Source organism: Agrococcus sp. GCM10030265 (assembly GCF_042666675.1).
GTDB lineage: Bacteria > Actinomycetota > Actinomycetes > Actinomycetales > Microbacteriaceae > Agrococcus.
Genome location: NZ_JBHTCZ010000004.1, coordinates 440,497 through 464,601, shown reverse-complemented (window position 1 = coordinate 464,601; position 24,105 = coordinate 440,497). Strand labels below are relative to the sequence as shown.

15 protein-coding genes are annotated in these 24,105 nt (G+C 74.8%); 3 read left to right on the top strand and 12 right to left on the bottom strand.

What is annotated here, in order from left to right; all coding sequences use genetic code 11:
* Positions 1–8 precede the first annotated feature (8 nt).
* From ACFQPP_RS13915 to ACFQPP_RS13900, 4 genes are all read right to left on the bottom strand, one after another.
* The gene (locus ACFQPP_RS13915) at positions 9–1,010 is read right to left on the bottom strand and encodes an AAA family ATPase (protein ID WP_376917240.1); all 1,002 of its coding nucleotides are present in this window, start codon (positions 1,008–1,010) and stop codon (positions 9–11) included.
* Positions 1,007–2,395: an MFS transporter gene (locus ACFQPP_RS13910; RefSeq protein WP_376917239.1), complete on the bottom strand. Its 1,389-nt coding sequence runs from the start codon at positions 2,393–2,395 to the stop codon at positions 1,007–1,009. Before ACFQPP_RS13910 ends, ACFQPP_RS13915 begins: the two co-directional genes overlap by 4 nt.
* On the bottom strand, positions 2,392–3,543 hold the full coding sequence (gene ispG / locus ACFQPP_RS13905) for a flavodoxin-dependent (E)-4-hydroxy-3-methylbut-2-enyl-diphosphate synthase (protein WP_376917238.1): 1,152 nt from the start codon (positions 3,541–3,543) through the stop codon (positions 2,392–2,394). The genes ACFQPP_RS13910 and ispG overlap by 4 nt, the downstream gene beginning before the upstream one ends.
* A 161-nt stretch (positions 3,544–3,704) precedes the next feature.
* Positions 3,705–5,033: a M50 family metallopeptidase gene (locus ACFQPP_RS13900; protein ID WP_376917237.1), complete on the bottom strand. Its 1,329-nt coding sequence runs from the start codon at positions 5,031–5,033 to the stop codon at positions 3,705–3,707.
* Positions 5,034–5,120: 87 nt separating this feature from the next.
* Here ACFQPP_RS13900 and ACFQPP_RS13895 point away from each other — a divergent pair, with 87 nt between their 5' ends.
* Complete coding sequence (locus ACFQPP_RS13895; RefSeq protein ID WP_376917236.1) at positions 5,121–5,783, top strand: peptidase M23; 663 nt, start codon at positions 5,121–5,123, stop codon at positions 5,781–5,783.
* Positions 5,784–5,841: 58 nt separating this feature from the next.
* Here the strand turns inward: ACFQPP_RS13895 and dxr are convergent, their stop codons facing one another.
* Together dxr and ACFQPP_RS13885 are read right to left on the bottom strand one after the other, a co-directional pair.
* A complete protein-coding gene (gene dxr / locus ACFQPP_RS13890; RefSeq protein ID WP_376917235.1) occupies positions 5,842–6,927 on the bottom strand; it encodes a 1-deoxy-D-xylulose-5-phosphate reductoisomerase in 1,086 nt (361 codons plus the stop codon).
* The gene (locus tag ACFQPP_RS13885) at positions 6,924–7,427 is read right to left on the bottom strand and encodes an OsmC family protein (protein WP_376917234.1); all 504 of its coding nucleotides are present in this window, start codon (positions 7,425–7,427) and stop codon (positions 6,924–6,926) included. The genes dxr and ACFQPP_RS13885 overlap by 4 nt, the downstream gene beginning before the upstream one ends.
* A 58-nt stretch (positions 7,428–7,485) precedes the next feature.
* Here ACFQPP_RS13885 and ACFQPP_RS13880 point away from each other — a divergent pair, with 58 nt between their 5' ends.
* Positions 7,486–8,805 (top strand): aminotransferase class III-fold pyridoxal phosphate-dependent enzyme, encoded by a 1,320-nt coding sequence (locus ACFQPP_RS13880; protein ID WP_376917233.1) that lies wholly within the window; start codon positions 7,486–7,488, stop codon positions 8,803–8,805.
* Positions 8,806–8,845: 40 nt separating this feature from the next.
* Positions 8,846–9,976, top strand: a complete 1,131-nt coding sequence (gene solA, locus ACFQPP_RS13875) for an N-methyl-L-tryptophan oxidase (RefSeq protein ID WP_376917232.1) — start codon at positions 8,846–8,848, stop codon at positions 9,974–9,976.
* Here solA and ACFQPP_RS13870 read toward each other — a convergent pair.
* From ACFQPP_RS13870 to ACFQPP_RS13845, 6 genes are all read right to left on the bottom strand, one after another.
* Positions 9,973–12,621: an FtsK/SpoIIIE domain-containing protein gene (locus tag ACFQPP_RS13870; protein ID WP_376917231.1), complete on the bottom strand. Its 2,649-nt coding sequence runs from the start codon at positions 12,619–12,621 to the stop codon at positions 9,973–9,975. The genes solA and ACFQPP_RS13870 overlap by 4 nt on opposite strands.
* Before the next feature lie 102 nt (positions 12,622–12,723).
* Positions 12,724–14,865: a transglutaminase family protein gene (locus ACFQPP_RS13865; protein ID WP_376917230.1), complete on the bottom strand. Its 2,142-nt coding sequence runs from the start codon at positions 14,863–14,865 to the stop codon at positions 12,724–12,726.
* Entirely contained in the window at positions 14,862–16,043 is a 1,182-nt protein-coding gene (locus ACFQPP_RS13860; RefSeq protein WP_376917229.1) for a DUF58 domain-containing protein, read from the bottom strand. Before ACFQPP_RS13860 ends, ACFQPP_RS13865 begins: the two co-directional genes overlap by 4 nt.
* Positions 16,040–17,002, bottom strand: coding sequence for an AAA family ATPase (locus ACFQPP_RS13855; RefSeq protein ID WP_376917228.1), 963 nt, complete (start codon positions 17,000–17,002; stop codon positions 16,040–16,042). The genes ACFQPP_RS13860 and ACFQPP_RS13855 overlap by 4 nt, the downstream gene beginning before the upstream one ends.
* Positions 17,003–17,009: 7 nt before the next feature.
* Positions 17,010–22,748, bottom strand: coding sequence for an Ig-like domain-containing protein (locus ACFQPP_RS13850; protein WP_376917227.1), 5,739 nt, complete (start codon positions 22,746–22,748; stop codon positions 17,010–17,012).
* Positions 22,745–24,103 carry a serine/threonine-protein kinase gene (locus ACFQPP_RS13845; protein ID WP_376917226.1) on the bottom strand — a complete coding sequence of 453 codons (1,359 nt, stop codon included), beginning with the start codon at positions 24,101–24,103 and terminating at the stop codon, positions 22,745–22,747. The genes ACFQPP_RS13850 and ACFQPP_RS13845 overlap by 4 nt, the downstream gene beginning before the upstream one ends.
* Positions 24,104–24,105: the final 2 nt, after the last annotated feature.

Genomic DNA, 24,105 nt, shown 5'->3' with positions numbered 1-24,105 from the left:
GGGAGCCCCTACGGCGTGCGCACGGCGTCGAAGATGGCGTCGACGACCTGCTCGCTCGTCACGCCATCCGCCTCCGCCTCGTAGCCGAGGATGATGCGGTGCCGCAGGATCGAATGGCGCAGCGTCTTCACGTCCTCCGGGATGACGTAGTCGCGGCCGCGCACGAGCGCGAGCGCACGCGTCGCCTGCGTGAACGCGATCGAGCCTCGCGGGCTCGCGCCGTACTCGATGTAGCCCGCGAGCTGCGCGCCGATGTAGTCCTTCGCGTGACGCGTCACGTACATGAGCTGCACGACGTAGTTCACGATCGCCTGGTCGACGTAGACGCGCTTCGTGAGCTCCTGCAGGTACTGCACGTCCTCGACGGAGGCCACGGGGGTCGAGTCGGTCTCGAAGACGCCCGACTCGATGCGCCGCACGATCTCGGCCTCCTCCGTCGGCGACGGATAGGTGAGGATCTCCTTCAGCAGGAAGCGGTCGAGCTGCGCCTCGGGCAGGGTGTACGTGCCCTCCTGCTCGATGGGGTTCTGCGTCGCGAGCACGAGGAACGGGCGCGGCAGCGGATGCGACTCGCCGCCGATCGACGTCTGCCGCTCCTGCATGGCCTCGAGCATCGCCGACTGCGTCTTCGCGCTCGAGCGGTTGATCTCGTCGAGCAGCACGAAGTTGGCGTGCACGGGGCCGAGCTGGGTGCGGAACGTGCCGTCGTGCTGGTCGTAGATCTGCGTGCCGACGATGTCCGACGGCAGCAGGTCGGGCGTGCACTGGATGCGGTGGAACGTCGCGTCGACGGCGCGTGCGAGCGTCGCCGCCGCCGTCGTCTTCGCGAGCCCTGGCACCGACTCCATGAGCACGTGACCGTTGGCGAGCACGGCGACGAGCAGCGACTGCAGCAGGTCGGCCTGGCCGACGACCTTCGACGCGAACGACTGCTGCACGGCCCGGATCAGCTGCCCGCCCCTGGCGAGCTCGTCCTTCGTGATGGGCGCGCGCCCCGGCACTGCGTTCACGTGTGATCCTCCAGAGGTCGGCGTCGTGCGTCATCGACGGTAGTGGCATCGCGCAGCGGCCCGCTGGGTGCCGCCTGGGCGGCGGCCGACTCCGCGAGCGGCGGCGCGTCCTCGGCGCGGGGCGTGCGGGACGCCGCGATCGCCGCCACGCATCCCGCGACGACGAACGCCGCCATCGCGAGCGACAGGCCCGAGTAGCCCGCGACGCCGAGGATGGGGCCTGCGACGGCGCCCGCCGCCGCGCCCGCGAGGCCCTGCACGAGATCCGAGCGGCCCTGGATGCGCGGACGCGCCGACTCGGGCGCGCTCTCGCTCACGAGGGTCGAGCCCGCGACCGTCGCCGCGCTCCAGCCGAGGCCCAGCAGGGCGAGCGACAGCGGCGCGAGATCGGTCGGCAGCAGCACGTTCACGACGATCGAGCCGACGAGCAGCGCCTGCCCGAGGAGGATCGTCTGCAGCCTGCCGACGCGGTCGGCGAGGATGCCGAAGACGGGCGAGAGGGCGTACATGCCCGCCGTGTGCGCGCTCATCGTGATCGCGACGCCCGCGAGCGAGTGGCCGGAGTGCTCGAGGTGCACGGGCGTGAGCGCCATGATGCCCACCATCGTCGCGTGGCCGCTCGCGACCACGACGATCGCGAGCAGGGCGCGCGGATGGTCGAGGAGACGGGCGGAGACGGCCGGGCGCCGGCCGCCCGCGGACACCGCCCCGCCGCTCGTCGCCGCCGCCCGCGCATCCCCCGCCCGCATCGCCTGCGCCGTGAGGAGCGGGTCGGGTCGCAGCCCCACCGCGAGCGCCACCGCCGTCAGCGCCTGCATGACGCCCACGATGACGTAGGCGCCCACGAGGTGCGGCAGGCCGACGGCGACGCCGATCGCGTCGCCAGGCGGGATGAGCTGCGGGCCGACCACCACGCCGACCGTCGTCATCCACACCACGAGCGACAGGTCGCGCCCCCGATGCGTGCGCACCGACAGGTCGGTCGCCGCGAAGCGCGACTGCAGGTTGACCGCCATGGACGCGCCGAGGGCGAGGAAGCCTGCGAGCGTGACGGGCCAGCTGCCCAGCGAGCCGCCCACCACGATCGTCGTGGTGCCCGCGAGGCCGATGAGCGCACCCGACGTGAGCGCGGCCCTGCGCCCCCTGCGCACGGCGAGCCGCGCGAGCGGCACGGCGAGGACGGCGCCGCCGAGCGTGAGCAGCGTCGCCGCGAGCCCCGCGAACGCCGCATCGCCCGTGACCTGCTCGACGAGCAGGCTGCCGACCCCCACCGCGACGCCGTTGCCGACGCCGCCGAGCGCCTGGCCGATCGACAGCACGACGAGCGTGCGCCGCTGCGCGGGATGCTGCACGACGCGCATGCGCGAGGCGCGCAGCCGCGTCACGAGCCGGCCGTGACGACGGTCGGCTCGCCGGAGGGCAGGTCGGGGTTCTCGGCTGCGATGCGACGCGCCTCCTCGATGAGGGTCGCGACGATCTCCGCCTCGGGCACGGTCTTCACGACGACGCCCCGCACGAAGATCTGGCCCTTGCCGTTGCCGCTCGCCACGCCCAGGTCGGCCTCGCGGGCCTCCCCCGGCCCGTTGACGACGCATCCCATGACGGCGACGCGCAACGGCACCGTGACGTCCTTCAGGCCCTCGGTCACCTCGTCGGCGAGCGTGTAGACGTCGACCTGCGCGCGGCCGCACGACGGGCACGACACGATCTCGAGGCGGCGCTCGCGCAGGCCGAGCGACTGCAGGATCTGCAGGCCGACCTTGACCTCCTCGGCGGGCGGCGCCGACAGCGAGACGCGGATCGTGTCGCCGATGCCCTCGCCGAGCAGGATGCCGAACGCCGTCGCCGACTTGATCGTGCCCTGGAAGGCGGGGCCGGCCTCGGTGACGCCCAGGTGCAGCGGCCAGTCGCCGCGCTCCGCGAGCAGGCGGTAGGCCTGCACCATCGTGACGGGGTCGTTGTGCTTCACCGAGATCTTGAAGTCGTGGAAGTCGTGCTCCTCGAAGAGGCTCGCCTCCCACACGGCCGACTCGACGAGCGCCTCCGGCGTCGCCTTGCCGTGCTTCTGCAGCAGGCTCGGCTCGAGGCTGCCCGCGTTGACGCCGATGCGGAGGCTGACGCCCGCGGCCTTCGCGCGCCTGGCGATCTCGCCGACCTGGTCGTCGAACCTGCGGATGTTGCCGGGGTTCACGCGCACGGCCGCGCAGCCCGCGTCGATCGCCGCGTAGACGTACTTCGGCTGGAAGTGGATGTCGGCGACGACGGGGATCTGGCTCTTCCTCGCGATGACGTGCAGCACGTCCGCGTCGTCCTGCGTCGGCACCGCGACGCGCACGATGTCGCAGCCGGTCGCGGTGAGCTCGGCGATCTGCTGCAGCGTCGCGTCGACGTCGGTCGTCCTCGTCGTCGTCATCGACTGCACCGACACGGGTGCGTCGCCGCCCACCGCGACGCTGCCGACGCGGATCTGCCTGGTGGCGCGGCGCGGCGCGAGCGTGCGAGCCTGCGGCGTGCCGAGGTTGATGGCGGCCATGTCCGTAAGCCTACGGCTGCGGTGCGGGCCCCGGCCCCGGTGCCGGACTGGTCGCTCGTCGGGGTGACTGGTCGCTCGTCAGGCCCCACGAGCGACCAGTCAGGCCCCACGAGCGACCGGTCGGGTCCGACGGGCGACCGGTCAGGCCGACGAGCGAGCGGTCAGGGGAGGATCGAGATCGGGTTGATGATGTCGGCGTAGATGAGCAGCGCGCTCATGAGGCCGAGCACGATCGTGACCGCGAGGGTCACGGGCACCCAGCGAGCCGTGTCGATCGGGCCGGGATCCGGCCTGCCGCGCATCCGCGCGAATCCGCGCCGCAGGGCCTCGAGCAGCGCGCCGAGCACGTGCCCGCCGTCGAGGGGCATGAGCGGCACGAGGTTGAAGACGAACAGCGCCACGTTGAGCGACGCGAGGATGCTGAGCATCGACGACGCGCGCTCGGCGATCGGCACCTGGTCGAGCGAGGCGATCTCGCCGGCGATGCGACCGACGCCCACGACCGAGATCGGCCCCTCCGGGTCGCGCTCGCCGCCGCCGAACGCGGCCTGCGCCACCTCGACGAGGCGCACGGGCAGCGTCGCGATGACCTGCACGACGCGCACGACGTTGTCGGCGACCGCCACGGGCACCTCGCTGACGGGCTGCCGTACGATCTCGTACTGCGGGCCGATGCCGATGAACCCGACGGTCTCGACCTGCGGCTCGCCGTCGACCTCGACGATCTCGCCGTCTGCATCCGTCACGTAGCGCTCGCTCGCGAGCGGGGTCACCTGCAGGTCGAGCGGCTCGCCGTCGCGCTCGACCGTGAACGTGAGCTCCCGCCCCGCGTCGTCGCGGATGCCCGCCTGCACGTCGGCCCAGCCCTCGACGGGCGCACCGTCGATCGCCACGATGACGTCGCCCGGCTCGATGCCCGCGGCGGCTGCCGGTGCGGCAGGGTCGGAGGCGGTGCAGTCGCTGCGCTCCTGGCTGGCGGGGATCACGCACTCCGACAGCGACGCGATGGTCGTGCCGGGCTGCGCGACGCCGAACCCGCACAGCACGATCGCGTAGAGCACGACCGCGAGCAGCAGGTTCATGAGCGGCCCGCCGAGCATGATGACGATGCGCTTCCACACCGGCAGCCGGTAGAAGGTGCGCTCCTCCCCCACGCCCTCGGCCGACTCCGCCGACACGTCGCGCGCATCCTGCACGAGCGTGTCGAAGAAGCCCGTGGACGCGGTGCGCGCCGCCTCGCCCTCGCGCCTGGGCGGGAACATGCCCGCCATCGAGATGTAGCCGCCGAGCGGGATGGCCTTCACGCCGTACTCGGTCTCGCCGCGACGGCGCGAGAGGAGCGTCGGGCCGAACCCGATCATGTACTGCCCGACGCGCACGCCGAAGCGCTTCGCGGGCACCAGGTGCCCGACCTCGTGCAGCGCGATCGACACGGCGAGGCCGATCACGAGGATGACGACGCCGATGGCGTAGAGCAGGACCGAATCCATCGTCTGCCGATGCTACGTGCCGATGCTGTGGGTCGTGGCACGCACCGCGCATGGCAGGCCCATGGGCTCGCCGCCTACCCTTGCCGGATGCCGACCACGACGCGTCGCCGGCCGACGACCCCGCGTCGTCGCACGACGACCGGCCGCCGCCCGTCGGCCCGCGCGGCCGCGGCGCGCGCGCGGGAGCTCGCGCAGGATCGTCGGCGGATGGGCGTCGCGGCCACGGTCGTCGCGGCCGCGACGCTCGCGATCGTCGTCCTCGCGTGGGCGCTGCAGCCGCGCATCGAGCCGTGGGAGCAGACCGCGACCGTCACGGGCGACGTGCCCGGAGCCGTCGCCGGGTGGGATCGCGAGCAGCTGACGAACGCCGCGATCATCCTGCAGGCGGGCGAGGATCTCGGGCTGTCCGACCGCGACCGCACCATCGCGGTCATGACCGCCATGGGCGAGTCGAGCCTCGTCGTCGTCGACTTCGGCGACACCGCCGGACCCGACTCGCGCGGGCTGTTCCAGCAGCGCACGAACTGGGGCGCCTACGAGGTGCGGATGGATGCCTACGGCTCGGCCGTGCTCTTCTACCAGGCGCTCGACGACGTCGCGGCGCGCGACGGCATGGCGCCGACCATCGTGGCGCACACCGTGCAGGTCAACCAGGATCCGTACCACTACGAGCCCTACTGGGACGACGCCGTCGCCGTCGTCGCCGCCCTCGACGCGGCGCAGATCGACGTCGAGGTCTCGCAGGCCTGAGCCGCGTCGCCGTCGCGGACGCGCGGGCGCAGCCGGCCCGGGCTGCGGCGCCGTCGCGTCAGCCGCGGGCCGCGATGCGCGCGTCGGCCGCCGCGCGGGCCCAGCGCTCCGCATCCAGCACCGCGTCGAGCGTCACGGCCTGCGGCTCGTGGGCGTCGAGCACGCGCTCGACGACGTCGAGGATCTCGAGGAGGCCGATGCGGCCCTCGAGGAAGGCGTGCACGGCCTGCTCGTTCGCGGCGTTCAGCACCGCGGGGGACGTCGCACCCCGCGCGGCGGCCTCCCTGGCGAGGCGGATGCCCGCGAGCGGGCCGTCGTCGTCGACGGGCTCGAACGTCCACGTCGACGCGCGCGTCCAGTCGAGCGGGCTCACGGCGCCGGGCACGCGCGTCGGCCAGTCGAGGGCGAGCGCGATCGCGAGCGCCATGTCGGGTGGGGAGCACTGGGCGATCGTGGAGCCGTCGACGAACTCGACCATCGAGTGCACGATCGACTGCCGATGCACCGTGACGGCGACGTCGTCGAGCGGCACGCGGAAGAGCAGATGCGCCTCGATGACCTCGAGGCCCTTGTTCACGAGCGTCGCCGAGTTCGTCGAGATGACGCGCCCCATCGACCACGTCGGATGCGCGAGCGCGTCCGCCGGCGTCGCCGACGCGAGCCGCTCGCGGCTCCAGCCGTGGAACGGTCCGCCGCTCGCCGTGAGGACCAGCCGTCGCACCTCGTCGGCACGGCCCGCCGCGAGGCACTGGGCGATCGCCGAGTGCTCGGAGTCGAGCGGCACGATCTGCCCGGGCGCCGCCGACGCGGTGACGAGCTCGCCGCCGACGACGAGCGACTCCTTGTTCGCGAGCGCGAGCGTGCGGCCCGCCGCGAGCGCGGCGAGCGTCGGCGCGAGACCAGCGGAGCCCGTGATGCCGTTGACGACGACGTCGCACGCGACGTCCTCCACGAGCCGCACCGCATCCGCACCCCCGAGCGCCGTCGCCCGCACCCCCAGCGCATCGGCCTGGGCCGCGAGCCCCGCGGCGTCGGACCCCGCCGCGAGCCCCACGATCTCGAAGCGCTCGGGATGGGCGCGCACGAGCTCGATGGTCTGCGTGCCGATCGAGCCCGTCGACCCGAGCAGCAGGATGCGCCTCACGCCTCGGCGTCCGCCGCGGGCTCCCCGGCGACGAGCTCGCCGTCGTGCCAGATCGTCGGGGCGTGCTCGACGGGGAAGGCGACCGACGACGCGATGAAGCAGTCCCTCGACGCCTGCAGGTGCGCCTCGAGCGCGACCTCCGCCATGGCGGCGTCGCGCACCGTCACGCGCGGACGCAGCAGCACGCGGTCGAAGGCGCCGCCCGTGCCCGACGTCGTCATGAACCCGCGCGCGTCGTCGTCGTACGCCGTCACCACGACGCCGCGCGTGACCGCCTGGTGCAGATAGGACAGCATGTGGCACTGCGCGAGCGCGGCGACGAGCAGCTGCTCGGGATTGTGCCGCGTGCGGTCGCCGCGGAAGGTCGGATCGGCGGAGCCGAGGATGTCGGGGAGGCCGTCGACGCGGATGACGTGGTCGCGCACGTACGAGCGGTACCCCTCGGTGCCGGCGTCGCCCGCGCCCGTCCACTCGACTCCCACGCGGTACTCGTGACGCATGCCACCCAGGCTAGCCAGGCACGCCCTCGCGCGCCGCGAGCGCGCGTACGATTGGCGCATGACCGACGTGCTCGCATCCCAGTCCCGCTCCGTCACGACCCCCATCCCGGGTCCGCGCAGCCAGGAGCTGCTCGCGCGCAAGGCGAGGTTCGTGCCGCAGGGCGTGCCCGCGCAGCTGCCGGTCTTCATCGCCGAGGCGCACGACGCGATCATCACCGACGTCGACGGCAACCGCTTCATCGACCTCGGCTGCGGCATCGGCGTCACGACCGTCGGCCACACGAACGAGGCCGTCGTCGCCGCCGTGCAGGAGCAGGTGGCGCGCCTCACGCACTCGCTCTTCGGCACGACCCCGTACGAGTCGTACGTGCGCGTCGCCGAGCTGCTGGCGCAGCTGACGCCCGGCGACTTCGAGAAGCGCTCGTTCTTCGTGAACTCGGGCTCGGAGGCGGTCGAGAACGGCGTGAAGATCGCCCGCCGATCCACGCGCCGCCGCGCGGTCGCCGTGCTCGAGCACGGCTACCACGGCCGCACCAATCTGACGATGACGATGAACTTCAAGCCCGCGCCGTACGCCGCCGGCATGGGGCCGCTCGCCTCGGACATCTTCCACGCGCCGGGCTCGTACCCGCTGCGCGACGGCCTCGACGGCGCCGCGGCCGCGAAGCGCACGATCTGGTACCTCGAGAAGCACGTCGGCGTCGAGGACCTCGCGTGCCTCGTCGTCGAGCCCATCCAGGGCGAGGGCGGGTTCATCGTGCCCGCCGACGGCTACCTGCCCGCCATGCAGGAGTGGTGCACGGAGCACGGCGTCGTCATGATCGCCGACGAGGTGCAGTCGGGCGTCTGCCGCACCGGCAGGACGTTCGCGTCCGAGCACTTCGGCTGGGTGCCCGACATCGTGCTGTCGGCGAAGGGGATCGCGGGCGGCCTGCCCCTCGCAGGCGTCACGGGTCGCGCCGAGATCATGGATGCGGTGCACACGGGTGGCATCGGCGGCACCTTCGGCGGCAACCCCGTCTCCTGCGCTGCGGCCGTCGCCGTGCTCGAGCAGGTCGAGTCCGCCGACCTCAACGGCAAGGCGCAGCGCGTCGAGGCCGTGCTGCGCCCGCTGCTCGAGGAGCTGCAGGCCAAGCACGACGTCATCGCCGAGGTGCGCGGCCACGGCGCGATGCTCGCGATCGAGCTCGTCGACCCCGCCACGGGCGACCCGGTGCCGACGGCACCGATCTCGAAGGCGGCCGGCGAGCAGGGCGTGCTCGTGCTGACGGCGGGCACCGACTACAACGTGCTGCGCTTCCTGCCGAGCCTCGCGATCACCGACGAGCAGCTGCGCGACGCCGTCGGCGTCATCGACGAGGCCTTCGCGGCCCTGTGACGGACGCGCCCGCATCGCCGTGGCCGGCGACCGTGACCGCATGACGCGCGTCGCCGTCGTCGGCCTCGGCGCGTGGGGCACCATGACGGCGTGGCGGCTCGCGGCCGCGGGCGCCGACGTCGTGGGCTTCGAGCGCGGCACCATCGGTCACGATCGCGGCTCGTCGCACGGCGCGACGCGCCTGTACCGCCGCCTGTGCGTCGAGCACCCGGGCCTCGTGCCCCTCGCGGAGAGGTCGGCGGTGCTGTGGCGCGAGCTGGAGGCCGTCTCGGGCGAGCGCCTCCTGACCGTCACGGGCGGCGTCTCCGTCGGGCCCGCCGACTCGGCGCTCGTGCGCGAGTCGCTCGCCGTCGCCGAGGCGACGGGCGTGCCGCACGAGGTGCTCGACGCGGCCGAGGTGCGCGAGCGCTGGCCGGCGCTGCGCGTCGCCGACGACGCCGTCGGCGTGGTCGACCCCGCCGCCGGCATCCTCGCGGCCGAGCCGTCGCTGCTCGCCGCGGCTGCGGCGGCGCGGGCGTCGGGCGCCGACCTGCGCGAGCACGCGCACGTCGACGCGTCGGACGCGGCCGACGGCATCCTGCGCGTCGACGGCCGCGAGGAGCGGTTCGACCAGGTCGTCGTGACGGCAGGCGCCTGGACGGGTGCCCTCGTGCCGGACCTGCGGGTGACGCCGATCCGCACGCTCGTCACGTGGTTCGCGCCGCGCGCAGGCGAGGAGTCGGCGCTCGCCGCCGACGCCCTCGGCGTCGTGGTCGCCGCGGTCGGCGATGCGTGGATGTGGGGCCACGGCGCGCTGCCGGGCGAGCTCGTGAAGCTCGGACCCGCCGAGGACCCGGCGTTCGTGCCCGTCGAGCCGGACTCCCTCGTCGGCAGCGAGCATCCCGCCGACGCTGCGCTCGTGTCGCGTCTCGCCGCGAGCGCGCTGCCCGGCGTGGATCCGGTGCCCGTGTCGACGCGGCCCTGCATGTACGGACGCACCGACGATCACCAGTTCGTCGTCGGCCGCGTCGGTGCGCGGCTGCTCGTCGGCGGCGGGTGCAACGGCCACGGCTTCAAGCACGCCGCCGCCATCGGCGAGCACCTCGCCGAGGTCGCGCTCGGCGACGCGCCGACCGTCGCGCTGCCCTTCGCAGACCCCGCCCGGCACGCGCCGCTCGACGCGACGCACTAGGCGAGCCTGCGCGCCACGCCGCGCTCGAGCATCCACCGACGCGCGCCGCGCAGGGCGGGCGAGAGCGGTGCGCCGCGGAGCACCTGGCGCACGGTGCGGTCGTCGACGCCGAGCACGACGACGGGGCGGTCGTGGCGCAGGCGGTCGAGCACGCCCCACGCCGCCTCCCACTCGCCGACCGTGCCGACCGTGACCTCGCCGGGTGCGGCCGGCGTGCCGGTGGCGCCGAGCCCGCGCGGCACGTCGTCGCCGCTCGCGACGACGATCGCCACGGGCCCGGCAGGCAGCGCGAACCGCTGCGCGCGACGTGGCACGGCGGGCTCGTCGGCGAGCCCGAGCTGCACGCGCTCCCCCGCCACCCAGCCGGCACCCGGCGGCAGCGTCGCGTCGTAGCGGTCGCTGACGCCGCCGGCGAGCACGTGCTCCTGCCTCGACGCGAGCCGGAGGAGCACGCGCATGTCGGCGAGCGGCGCGAGCTGCCCCATGGTCGAGGTCACGCGCCGCGCCGTGAGCGCCACGGCGTGCCCGAGCCCTGCGCCCTCGCGCATGCGGCGCGCGAGCAGGGCCGCGACCTCGTGCGCGTGCTCGTCGTCGAGGCGTGCGAGCAGCGCGTCGACGTCGTCGACGACGAGCACGCCCGGCGCGATGGGCTCGTGCACGGCATCCCACAGCGCCTCCTCGTCGCGGACGAGGTCGCCGCCCGCGCGGGCGAGCAGGTCGGCCACGGCGCTCTTGCCGCTCGCTGCGGCGCCGAGGGCGAGCAGCGGCCCGTCGACGCCGGGCCGCCACGCGAGCGGGTCGACGCGCTGCGCCGCCGGCCGATCGACGAGACCGAGGACGAGCGCATCGCCCGCGTCGTCGGAGAGGTCGGGCAGCGACGCCGCAGGGATGCGCGCGGGCAGCGGGTCGCACCAGGGGCGCCTCGGTGCCGGGTGCGCGTGGGAGTCGGCGACGACGCGCTCGAGCAGCGCGGGCTCGGCGAGCGCAGCCTGCGCATGCATCGTCGCGTGCCCCGCGATGCGCACGACGCAGCGCCCGCGCTCGTCGAGCCGCATGTGCGCCGCGTCGGGCACGCCCGTGACCGCGATCGCATCCGCCTCGTCGGGCACGCGCAGCGAGATGCGCACGCCGCAGTTGGCGAGCACGCCGTCGCGCACGGCCTCCGCAGGCCGCTGCGTGCACAGCACGAGGTGCATGCCGAGCGATCGCCCGCGCGCCGCGACGTCGGCGAAGAGGCGCAGCAGGTCGGGCAGCTCGTGGAGCATGGCGGCGAACTCGTCGACGACGATGACGAGCCTGCCGAGCCCGGACGCCTCCTCGATCGACCGGACGCCCTGCGACTGCAGCGTGCGCTCCCGGTGCCGGATCTCGGCTCGCAGGCTCTCGATGGCGCGCTCGGCGCCGTGCTCGTCGAGATCGGTGACGACGCCGACGCAGTGCCGCAGGTCGCGGAGCGCCTCGAACGACGCGCCGCCCTTGAAGTCGACGAGCAGCACCGCGAGCTCCGACGGGTCGTGGCGGCGCGCGAGCGCCGCGATCCACGCGACGAGCAGCTCGCTCTTGCCGGAGCCCGTCGTGCCGCCGACGACGGCGTGCGGACCGTCGACCGCGAGGTCGATCGTGAGCGGATCGGGCCCCGCGAGGAACGTCGCGGGCAGCACGCCGGGCGCCTCCTGCGCGAGGTCGGCGAGGTGCACGAGCGACGGCAGCGCCGCCTGCCCGCCGAGCCCGGCGGCGGCCGCGGCCTCCGCGAGCCGCGCGGCCCCGGCGGCGGCCTCGCGCAGCGACACGAGCGCGGGCGTGCACGAGCGCTCGCCCGAGCGCACCTCGGCGAGCGATGCCGTCGCGACGACGCGGCAGTCGCGCGGCAGCCCCGTCGCGGTCGGTGCCGCAGCCACCGTCACCTCGGCGACCTCGCAGAGCACGCGCACGAGCGTGCGCCCCTCGACGACCGAGCGGTCGACGCGATGCGGCACGGCATCGATCCACGACCATGACGCATCCGCCTCGACCACCACCGTCGCCGCCTCGGGCGCGAGGGTCGCGAGCACCTGCAGCACGAGGCTGCGCGCGTGCGCGTCGCCGATGCCCGGCCCCGCGACGATGCCGACGCCGAGCCGCGCGTCGACGACGAGCGGCGCCTCCACCGTGGCCGCGTGCGCCCGCAGCGCGTCGGCGCGGTGCTGCACCTCCTCCGGCTGCTGCTGCGCCCACGCCTCGAGCGCCGACCCCGAGGGCACGCCGCCGACGCCGAGCACGACCGGCACGGCGTCGCCGTCGGCATGCCGCCACCGATGCGGATGGTTGACGGGCGCGCGCACGCAGGCGCGGGCGTCCGGGTGCCGGTCGGCGAGCTCGCGCGCCTCGAGCGCGTGCGCGGCGCGGATGCGCTCGTCGAGCGCATCGCACTCGCGCGCGAACCGCTCGGCCTCGCGCCGCTGCGCCCGCCGACGCTGGATGCGGCCGTCGCCGAGGCTCGCGACGGCGATCACGGGCCCGAGGAAGGCGAGCAGCAGCGTCGTGGGCTGCTGCGTGACGATCCAGAGGGCTCCCGCGCCGACGACGGGTGCGATGCTCGCGAGCACCGGGAACGACGGCGCAGGCGGATCGGCGGGCGGGCTGGGCAGCTGGAGTCGGTCGCGCACGCGAGCACCATGTCGTGGGCGACCGACCGTGCGCGGCACAGGCCCGCGGAGCTGTGGAGCGCGGGCGCCTGTGGAGGCCCGGCGGGCCGGACGCCGCGGGGCTCAGCGTCGCCGGAAGGAGCGCAGCGACAGCCGCGCGCGCATCCGCTCGAGGCGGGACGTGCCCGCGTCGAGCGCCTCCACGAGCCGCCCGCGCGTGGCCCACGCTCGCTCGACCGCCTCGTCGCCCGGCTCGGCCCGACCGAACATCGTCGCGTCGATCGAGTGCGCGAACGCCTGCTCGTCGTCTCCCCGCGCGTACTCGCGTCGCGTCGCTCCCGCCTGCGGCGCTCGGCCGCGATCGACCGCGGCGTCGACGAGCTCGCGCCACGCCCCGTCGACCCGATCGGCCCGCGACGAGGCGAGCCGTCGCCGCCTGCGTCGCAGGAGCTTCGCGCCCAGCACCGCGAGCACCGGCGACGCGACGATCAGCGACCCGAGGAGCGTGAGCCCGATGGCGGTGAGCACGACGCGCAGCGTCGCGTCCTCGATCGCCTGCGCAGGCGGCTGCACGGGATCCGCCGGCTGCTCGCCGCTCTCCTGCCCGCCCTCCGGGAGCACGGGACCCGCGGGCGGCTGCGGCTGCGTCGACGGCTGCGGCGCCGTCGCCTCCTCCTCCGGCACCGGTCGCGCCTCGGGGGTCACGGGAATGCCGACCCAGCCGGCCTCCTGCGTCGACACCTCGATCCATGCGTCGAGGTCGCCTGCGACCACCGTCGTCGGCTCGCCGTCGGCGACCGTGGGCGCATAGCCGACGACGACGCGCGCGGGGAAGCCGAGCTGCTCGGCGAGCAGCGCCGCCGTGACCGCGTACTGCTCCCCGTCGCCGATCATCGCGCCGTCGAACAGCTCGTCGATGCGCGCGAGCGAATGGCCTGCGCGGCTCGCCGGCTCGTCGTCGGCGCCGTGGCTGAGATAGCCATCGGTCGCGAGGCCCTCGACGAGCGCCGCGAGCCGCTCGCCGGGCGTCGACGCATCCTGCGTCCAGCCGGACAGCCAGGCGACCGCGTCGGCCGGTGGCACGACGCCCAGCTGCGGCGAGCCGGCAGGGCTGAGCCCGGCGAGCTCGTCGACCGCCGCGCCGCGCTCGAACGACACCTCGTAGGCGTCGCCCGGCTCGAGCCCCGCGGTCGCGAGGAGGTCGCCCGTGCCGGCGTCGGCGTGCAGCGTCGACTGCAGCGCCGCAGCACGGGGCCCGACGAATCCGACGGCCTCCGGCGTGCCGACATGCGGGATCCACACGCCGTCGAGGTCCTCGATCGTGACGCCGAGCACGTCGTCGCCCGTCGGCGGCACCGACGGCATGCGCACGAAGGCCGAGTCCGACACGCCCGCGACGACGCCGTCGTACGCGTCGAGCACGGCGACGACGAGGCGGTCGCCCGCCGCCATGCCCGTCGCGATCAGCACGGTCTCGTCGCGGCGCGCGGGCACGTGGGATGCGCGGAACGCCGAGAGCGGGCTGTCGAGCTCGCTCGTGTCGAGCACGACGGGATCGGATCGCAGCACGGCGCGCTCGCCGAGCGATGCCGCGCCACCGACGATGCCGCACGCGATCGCCGCGGCGGCGACCGTGAGCGACGCGACCGACCGCCGCCACAGGGTCGAGAGCGTGCGCGGCGCGGCGCGGCGCCGACGCGCCTGCCGCACGATCGACACGAGGACGACGACGAGCGACATGACGAGCACCGCGTGCAGCACCGGCGCCCACGGATCGCGCGGGCCGAACAGGATCGTCCACGCCGCGATCGCGACGGGCACGATGCCCGCGAGCTCCGCCCGATGCACGCGCAGCACGATCGTGCCCGACGCGGCGCTGCCCACGAGCACGAGCACGAGCGGTGCGACGAGCAGGCCGCCGCCCGCGCCCACGGGAGGCGCGATCGTGAGGATGTCGCGCCACGACTGCCACACCGCGGGCAGGACGACGCCGTACGACTCGAGGGTGGGGAGGAAGCCGGCGAGCGTCTCGGGCGCGGCGAGCGGCGGCGCGACGACGAGGAAGGCGCCGAGGCCGACGAGGATGAGCCACAGCGCGGGCCAGCGACGCCACCAGCCGAGCACCGCGATGCCCGTGCCGACGAGCAGCGCCGTCGCGACGAGCGGCACGATGCGCGTCGTGCCGAACAGCGCGCCCATCGGCAGGCATGCCGCGAGGATCGCGAGGACGCTCGTCGTGAGCGCCGCCAGCCGCCACTGCGTCATGCGAGCGCGTCCGAGCGCAGGCCGCGGGCGAGGTCCTCGAGCAGCCCGATCGTCAGCACCGGCACGCGCGCGAGCCTGCCGACCGAGGGCGGCGCGAGCGCATCCGCCCGCAGCACGATCGGCGCGACGTCCGGCGGCAGCAGGCCCGCGGCCTCCCGCAGCCTGCGCGGCGGCGCGGCGCTGCCGACGACGATCCACGCGACGGAGGCCTGCGGCGACAGCGCCACCGACCGCACGACGTCGACGATGCCGAGCCTGCGGTCGAGGCTCAGGTCGGTGAGGCCGTCGAGCACCCGGTCGCGCGTGCGGGCGTCGATCGGCGCCGGGTCGAGGCGGCCGGATGCGGGGCTCTCGACCACGCGCACGCGGCGCCGCTCGGCGACGGCACCGGTCGCGATGGTCGCGACGATCTCGAGCGCGAGCTCGAAGTCGTCGGCGCCGTAGTCGTCGCCGCACGTGGAGACGCACACGAGGGTGTCGCTGCGCTTCGACGGCTCGAACTGCCGCACGAGCAGCTGGCCCGTGCGCGCGGTCGACCGCCAGTGCACGTGCCTCGGCTCGTCGCCCGGGTGGTAGTCGCGGAGGCTGTGGAACGCGACGTCGTCGGCCGTCAGCTCGGCCGCGGACTCGCCCTCGAGGTCGCGCACGAGCCCGGCCGCGACCGCCGGGATGCGGGCGACGCGGGGGTGCACGACGAGCTCGGCGGCGAGCGTCAGCACGTGCGTGCGCTCGAGGATGCCGAACGGATCGGTGCGCAGCACCGTCGCAGGGCCGACGACGACGCGACCGCGTCTGCGTGTGTCGAGCACGATCTGCTGCGTCGTCTCGTCGCCCGACTCGAGCCGCGGCAGGTCGACGCGGTACGTGACGTCGCCGACGAGCACGTCGATCGCGCGCGGCGCGAAGATGCGGCCGGGCCTGCGCACCGACAGCGTCGCGTGCGCCGGCTGCCCGACGGGCACGCGCTCCGTGGAGAGCGCGAGCCGCACGTCGACGTCGCGCTGCCCCACGACCCACGGCAGCGCGGCGACCACGAGCAGCAGCGCCGCCGAGGCGGCGACGACGAGCTCGACCCATCCGAGCGCGACGCCCACGGGTCCGCCGACGATCGCGACGCCCACGAGCGTCCATCCCCAGCCGGTGACGACGTGCGTCGCGCGTCGCAGCCGCTCGATCACGAGCGGTCGCGTCCTCGCGGCGGCGGCGTCGAGAGCATGAGCTGCTGCAGGATCGTCTCCTGCGTGATGCCGTCGAGCTCGGCCTCGGGCTCGAGCACGATGCGGTGGCCGAGCACGGGGATGACGAGCGCCTTCACGTCGTCGGGCGTGACGTAGTCGCGGCCGTCGAGCGCTGCGTACGCGCGTGCCGTGCGCACGAGCGACAGCGCGCCGCGCACGCTCACGCCGAGGCGCACCTCGCCAGACTGCCGCGTCGCCTCGACGATGCGGGCGACGTAGTCGGCGACGGCGGCGTCGACGTGCACGCGCGCGACGACGGCGATGAGCTCGTGCAGTCGCGCCGTGTCGATCACGGGTGCGAGCGACGACGGGTCGACGGGCTCGGCCGATCCCTCGAGGATGCGCAGCGTCGACGCGTGGTCCGGGTACCCGATCGACGTGCGCAGCGCGAAGCGGTCGAGCTGCGCCTCGGGCAGGCGGTACGTGCCCGACTGCTCGATCGGATTCTGCGTCGCGACGACCATGAACGGCGAGGGCACGGCGTTGGGCTTGCCGTCGATCGTGACCCGCCCCTCCTGCATGACCTCGAGCATCGCCGACTGCGTCTTGGGGCTCGCGCGGTTGATCTCGTCGGCGAGCACGACGTTCGCGAACACGGGGCCCTCGTGGAAGGTGAAGCGCGCCGTCGACTGATCCCAGATGCTCACGCCCGTGATGTCGCCGGGCAGCAGGTCGGGCGTGAACTGGATGCGCGAGGCCGAGCCGTCGATGCAGGCGGCGAGGGCGCGCGCGAGCGACGTCTTGCCCGTGCCGGGGTTGTCCTCGACGAGCAGGTGGCCGCCGGAGAGCATGGCCGCGAGCGCGAGGCGCACGACGTGGCTCTTGCCGACGAGCACGGGCTCGATCGCCTCGGCCATGCGGTCGCCCAGCTCGCGGATGGCGCTCACGTCGTCGGTCATCTCGCTCCTACATCCCACATCGCTCGACGGTGCCGGCGGCGTGCTCGAACGGTTCGCCGCCCAGTCCCGACGAGGCTACCTCGCCCTGCACGCGCACCTCGGTCGACCCGAACGGCACGGGCGTCTGCCCCTCGACGTACTCGACCTCGGGCCTCGTCGACCAGGCCTGGTCGGGGCTCGAGCGGAACTGCACCGTCGCGGACGCGCGCCAGCTCGGCCCGTTGACGGGCAGCGACACCCGCAGCTGCTGCGGCAGCGCGGCACCCCACGAGCACTGCGTCGCGGACGCGGCGAGCGCCAGCGGCGTCACCGAGGAGGTCGACGACGCGGGCCCGCACGTCAGCTGGTTGCCGTTCGCCGCGCACTGGCGGATCTGCACCGTCGTGTCCTGGCCGTAGGTCGTCTGGATCGGCTGCGGCGTGACGAACTGCCCCTCGACGACCGCAGCCCACGCGTCGGGCTGACCCGCCTGTCCGGGCACGAGCACCTGCAGACGCATGCCGGGCGCGAGCGCGATGCGGTCGAAGCGCACGTCGCGTGCCGCGCGGCCACCGTCCTGGCTCACGCCGACCGACACCGCCGAGCCCGGCACGGCGCCGGGCACGCCGTACACCACCTGGCTCACCGACGACGAGCAGAAGTAGCCGTTGTCGGCGATCACGACGACCTGCGCGCGCTCCCCCGACGCCACGCGGGCCGTGCCCGACGTCTCGGCGCGCCCACCGCCGCCCGCGGCGCACGCAGGCGGCTGCTGGCCCTCGGGCACGGTGCCGATGCGGTACTGCAGCGCAGCGCCGCCCGTGGCGGGCGGGGCCCACGAGACCGAGGCGATGCCCGACGTCTCATCCCACCCCGTCAGCACGACCGTCGTCTGGCCGGGAGGGCCGACCGCGGTGAAGTCGTAGGGCGTCGACCAGCGCCATGCTGCGTCGGCGACGCCCGCGTCGTTCGTCGCCGCGACGTCGACGCGGTACGCCTGCCCGGGCTGCAGGCCGCCGACGGTCGCGGATCGCGCGGCGGCGTCGAGCCGCTGGATCGCGTCGACGCCGGGGCCCTGCACGCGCACGAGGTAGCCGGTGATGGCGGAGGCGCCCGCGGGCGTCGACGCGCCGGCCCAGCGCACGACGCTCGTGCCCGGCGTGCTCGTGGGCGTCGCCGAGACGCCCGTGACGGCGCTCGGGAGGCGGTCGGCATGCATCGGCTCGGACGGCGCCGACGGGGCGCTCGCGCCGACGGCGTTGCGTGCGACGACCTGCAGCCGCACGTCCTCCCCGACCGGCAGGTCGGTGAGCGTGCACGTCGTCGCAGGGCCGCACTCGTGCCGGTACCCGTTCGGGCCGACGAGCGTGTAGCCGAGGATGGGGCTGTTGCCGTCGCCGGGCGGCACGATCCGCACGACGAGCCCGCCGTCGACGTGGGCATCCGTGGCCTGCACGGGCGGCGCCGGGCGATCGGGCACGTCGCGCACCACGATCGTCAACGTGCTCCACACCGCGCGTCGCGGGTCGTTCGTCGCATCGACGACCTGGTACCGCACGGTGGTCGTGCCCACCTGGGCGACCTCGCTCGCCGACACGGTCACGACGCTCGAGCCCGGCGCGCGGGTCACGGCGACGCCGAGCGGCACCGACGCCTCGTCGAGCGCGACGAGCTGCAGCGGGTCGCCGGGGAAGGGGTTCGTCGCCTCGTCGTTCGCGAGCAGGTCGACGGAGCCCGCCTGGCCGCGGACGACCTCGATGCGGTCGGGCTGCGGCTGCGCGAGCGGCTTCGTCGACGAGATCGTGAGCAGCTGCAGCGTGCCCGGGGCGCCATCGCCGCTCGGTCCCGTGACCTGCACCTCGAGGTCGCCGACCGTTCCGGGCGTCACGTCGGGGGCGACGTCGAGCCGCAGGATCGAGCCGTCGACCGTGGCCGAGAACCCCTCGGGGGCGGCACCGATCGACCAGGAGAACCCCGCGACCTCGTCGGGGTTCGGCGCCGACGTGATGCGCGCGAGGTCGAGCTCGCGCGTGACGCCCTGCTCGAGCTGCACCGTCGTGCCGAGCACGCGGCCGGGCAGGCCGTCGCCCGCCTCGACGACGATGGGCAGCACCACGGATGCGACGCGCCCCTCCGGGTCGCCCGGCCCGTCGCCGTCGGTGACCTCGAAGGCGATGCTCGCGAAGCCGAAGAACCCCGGCGCCGACGTGAAGCGCAACGTGCGGGAGTCGACGACCGGCTGGGCGCCGTCGGAGTGCTCGGCCCGCACCGACGACGCGTCGGTGAGCACCACGGGGTCGCCGTCGACCGCGACGACGTGGTCGTCGATGTCGATCTCGATCGTCTCGCCGGAGGCGACGACGATCGGCGGGGCGTCCGGACGCAGCTGCGGCAGCGCATCCTCGGTGCCCGGCACGACGACGAGCGCGGACGCCGACGCGCCGGTGTCGGCGCGCGTCACCGTGTAGGGCACGACGCGCGTCTCGGGCCGCACGGGGATGCGCAGGCTGCCGTCGTCGTCGATCGCGACGCCGTCGACGTCGAGCGGCAGCGACGCCTCGAGCTGGTCGACGGCGCCGTCGGCGATGGTGACGGCGTCGAGCGGCTCGACGACGACCTGCTCGCGGTCGAGGATGGCCGTGACGGGCACGCGCACGTCCTGCGCGCGCGGCGTGGGAGGCTCGGCCTCCTCGTCGACGACGACGCGCAGCCATCCGACGGCCTGGGCGCCGCGCGACGACTCGATCGTGACGACGACGCCCGACTCGCCCTCCTCGTCGCCAGCGGTCACGAGCACCTCGCCGGCCTGCACGCTCGCGCGCACGTCGCCCTGCGGCACGGCGCCCACGACGTCGAGCGCGAGGCCCGCGGGGTCGAGGTCGTTCGCGAGCACGTCGACCGTCTGCGACGTGCCAGGTCGCAGCGTGACGACGTCGGGCTCGGCGATCGGCGGCGCGGCGGCGCCGTCGAGGGCGGCGACGCCGATGCGCACGACGCCGGTCGCCTGCGCGCCGAGGTCGTCGGCGACGACGTACGAGAGGGTCTCGGTGCCCGCGGAGTACCCGCCGGCCTCGTACCGCAGCGTGCCGCCGTCGACGATGGCGACGCTGCCGAGGCTCGCGGGCGTCGCGAGCCCCACGAGCGACACCCCGTCGCCGTTGGGGTCGGCGGTCGTGAGATCGATGGGGATGTCGACCGTCTCGCCCGCGACGACGCGGGCGTCGACCGTCGGCGGCGTCGGCGCGACGTTCGTCGCCGCGTCGGAGTCGGCGACGACGATCGCGACGGTCGCGAACGCGCTCTGGCCGTCCGGCCCGAGGATCTCGTACGTCACCGACACCTCGCCGGGCTCGTCGGGTGCGACGTACCGCAGCCGATCGCCGTCGACGAACGCGAGCCCCGCGGCCGCGGGCTCGACGAGCGCGGGCGCGAGCTCGATGCTCGCGCCGTCGGGATGCTCGTCGTTGGCGAGCACGGGGACGTCGACCGCTCCGCCCGGCTGCACGCGCACGGCGTCGTCGCGCGCGATGGGCGCCTGCAGCGCGTCGTCGCGCTCGACGACGACGATGACGCCCTCCGCCGACGCGACGCCGTTGGCGATGCCGTAGCGCACGGTCGCCTGGCCCTCGAGCGGGCCGGCGAGCTCGATGCGCACGCGCTCCTGGTCGACGACGTCGACGCGCACCGCATCCGAGTCGGTCCGTGCGCCCGTGACGACGAGCACGCCGCCGGCGGGGTCGACGTCGAGGTCGGCGACGGGCACCTCGATGGTGTCGCCCGCGAGCACGCCCACGGCGTGCTGCGTCGGCTGGGGCGGGGTCGAGGCGTCGACCGCCGGCAGCACCTGCACGCGCACCTGCCCCGTCGCGGTCGCGGCACCGTCGCTCACGACGTACGTGAACGTCATGATGCCCGCGGTCTCCGGCGTCACCGAGATGGTGTCGTCGACGTAGCCGGCGACGACGCCGGCCGGGCCGTTGACGTTGTGCAGCTCGAGCCCGGCGCCGCCGCGCGCCGAGAGCAGCGGCTCGAGCACCGCCGTCTGCCCCACGCGCGTCGTCGCCGTCACGGTGCCTGCGACGAGCGGCGGCTGCTCGACCGGCGTCAGCGAGATCGATCCGCGCACGATCGAGGTGCCGTCGGACACCGCGATCGCGAGGTCGCGCACCGTGCCGGCCCCGCCGTCGGTGATCTCGATGCGCCCATCCGGCCGGAAGCGCACGAGGTCGCCCGCGTCGCTCGACGCATCCATGAGCACGAGCGCGTCGCCGTCGGGATCCACCCAGTGCTGGAACGCGTCGGCGACGACCGTCTCCCCCGGCGCGATCTCGATGGTCGCGGGCCGCTGCGGGGCCGGAGGCTCGTCGACCTCGGGGCCGCGCACCTCCACCGTCGCGGTCGCGGTCGCCTCGCCGCCCGCGCCGTCGGAGATGCGGTACTCGAGCGCGAGCGACCCTGCGGCATCCGCGGGCAGCGCCAGGCGCACCGAACGACCGTCGGGGGCGATGGATGCGCTCGGGTCGCCGCGCACGTCGATCACCGTCAGCTCGTCGCCGTTCGGGTCGGAGTCGTTCTCGAGCACGGGCAGCAGCGTCACCTGCCCGGGCCGCGCCCCGAGCTCGTCGTCGACCGCGACGGGCGGCAGCTGCTCGGGATCGTCGGCGCCCGCATCCGGCTCCTCCGGCTCCTCGCCGCCCGGGGCGACCTCCGGCGGCGTCGGCAGCGTCCAGTCGTCGACGAGGGTGCCGTCGCCCGCCACGGTCCAGGCGTCGCCGCTCGCGGCATCGGCGAGCACGACGGCGCCGCCGTGCGCCGCGAGCTCGAGCTCGGCGCCCGACTCGACGCCCTCGAGCTCGAGCGCCGCCCCGTCGCCGTCGCATCCGCGCCAGGCGGACCCCGACGACCACGCGCCGTAGGCGCAGCCGTCGTGGAGCAGCGGCCGCGACGGCGAGCCCGAGAGGCCCGACGCCTCGACCTCGACGGTCTGCACCCCGAGCTCGTGCCACTCGATGCCCGTCTCCGTCGCGACCAGCACCCGGCCGGTCGCCGGCCCCGGCAGCTGCAGCGCCGCATCCTCCGCCTCGATGCGCGTCTGCCAGCCGCCGCTCGAGAGCACGCTCGACGTCGTGTCGAGCAGCACCCACCGGTCGCCGACCGCCGTGATCTGCAGCGCGGGCTCGTCGGGCGACATCGGGGCGTCGACGCTCGATCGCGTCTCGCCGGACTCGACGTCGACCTCGAGCACGCGGCCGAGGCCCGGCGACGCGGCGAAGAGCGTCTCGGGCGTCAGGGCAGCGACGGCACCGCGTCCGAGCTGCACGACGGGCTCGCCGAGCTCGTCGCCCGACTCGATCGCGGCGACGTCGCTCACCCACACGTCGCCGCTCGACGGCGCGACGATCGCCACCGACGATCCCGCGAGCTGCACGTCCGAGCCGGAGGGCACGAGCACGGCGGGCCCGGGCTCGAGCGTCGCGCGGTCGAGCGCGCGCACGACGCTCGCCGCGCGGTCGACGACGAGCACGCCGCCGTCGCCCTGCACGACCTCGCTCGCCGCGCCGCCGGGCGCGACGATCGACTCGAGCTGGTCGGTCTGCGTGTTCACGGCGCCCACGAGCGACGCCTCGCCGTTCGCGACCCACACGCTGCCGGGGTCGAGTCGCGGGTCGAGGGCGGCGTTGCCCGGCCACAGCGCCGCGGCGGTCGCGACGGCGATGGCGAGCGCGCCCCCGAGCGCGATGCCTCCGATGCGGGTCGCCTGGCTCACGGCACCTCCGCACACGCCTCCGCGCCGTCGCCGGAGCGTCCGTCGCGATTGACCGCGACCGTGATGCACAGCTCGTCGCCGCTGCCGCCGACGAGGCTGAAGGTCGTGGCGCGCTGGATGACGGCGTCGCCGGACGCCGTCGTCACGAGGTAGGAGTCGGCGTCGACGAGGCCGGGGTCGTCCCACGTGAACGCGACGCCGCCGTCGACCGGCTCGGCCACGACCTCGTCGACGACGGGGATCGAGCCCTGCAGCGTCGTCACGGCGACGGCGACCACCGCGACCGCGCCGAGGACGACGGCGGTCGCGGCACCCACGAGCAACGACACGAAGCCGCGCCGCGTGGGCGCGGGAGCCGACTGCGTCGACGCCGAGATGTCGATCTGCTGCGCCCCGCGCATCGGCGCTCGACGGCGGGCGGCGCGCACGCGCAGCGGCAGCTCCTCCTCGCGCGCCGACTCCTCGGCGCGCTCGACGTCGCGCGACCAGGGGCGCTCCTGCAGGTCGATGGGCGTCACGGGCACGCCCATCTCCTGCTGCACGGCCTGCAGATCCTCGACCATCGCGAGGATCGACCGGTAGCGGTCGAGGGGGTCGCGCGCGAGCGCCTTCCGCACGATCGCGGCGAGCGCGCGCGGCGCATCCACGTCGAACGGCTGGATGTCGTGCGCGAGGATCCGGGCCGTCAGCTCGTCGGTGCCGTTGCGCCCGCTGCGCACCTCGGCGGGGCTGCGGCCGGCGACGAGCGAGTACAGCGTGGCCCCGAACGACCACACCTCGCTCGCGACCGTGCCGGCCGTCTCGTCGCGCAGCACCTCCGGCGCCGACCACGGCACCGAGACGCCCGCCGACTCGTGGTCGCCGAGGTGCATGTTCGACGCGATGCCGAAGTCCGACAGCACGGGATGCCCGAAGGCCGTCGTCATGATGTTCGCCGGCTTCACGTCGCGATGCAGCGTGCCTGCGCGATGCGCGGTCTCGAGCGCTCCGCCGATGCGCACGAGGATCTCGAGCGCCTCGTCGAGCTCGAACGGCCGCTGCCGGAAGCGGTCGCCGATCTCGGTCGAGCAGAGCTCCATGACGAGGTACGGACGGCCGTCGCCCGACACGCTCGCCGAGTACACCGTGAGGATCGACGGATGCGCGCTCAGCCTGCCCATGAGGTTCACCTCGGAGCGGAACGCGCTGCGCACGCGGTCGTCGACGAGGTCGGCGTGCATGACCTTCACGGCCACGGGCCGTCGCGGCAGGTTCTGCTCGTACAGGAAGACGTCGGCGAAGCCGCCCTTGCCGAGGATGTGGACGTGCGTGAACCCAGGCAGCACCGGTGGTGACGACGGCAGCCTGGCGGCCATGC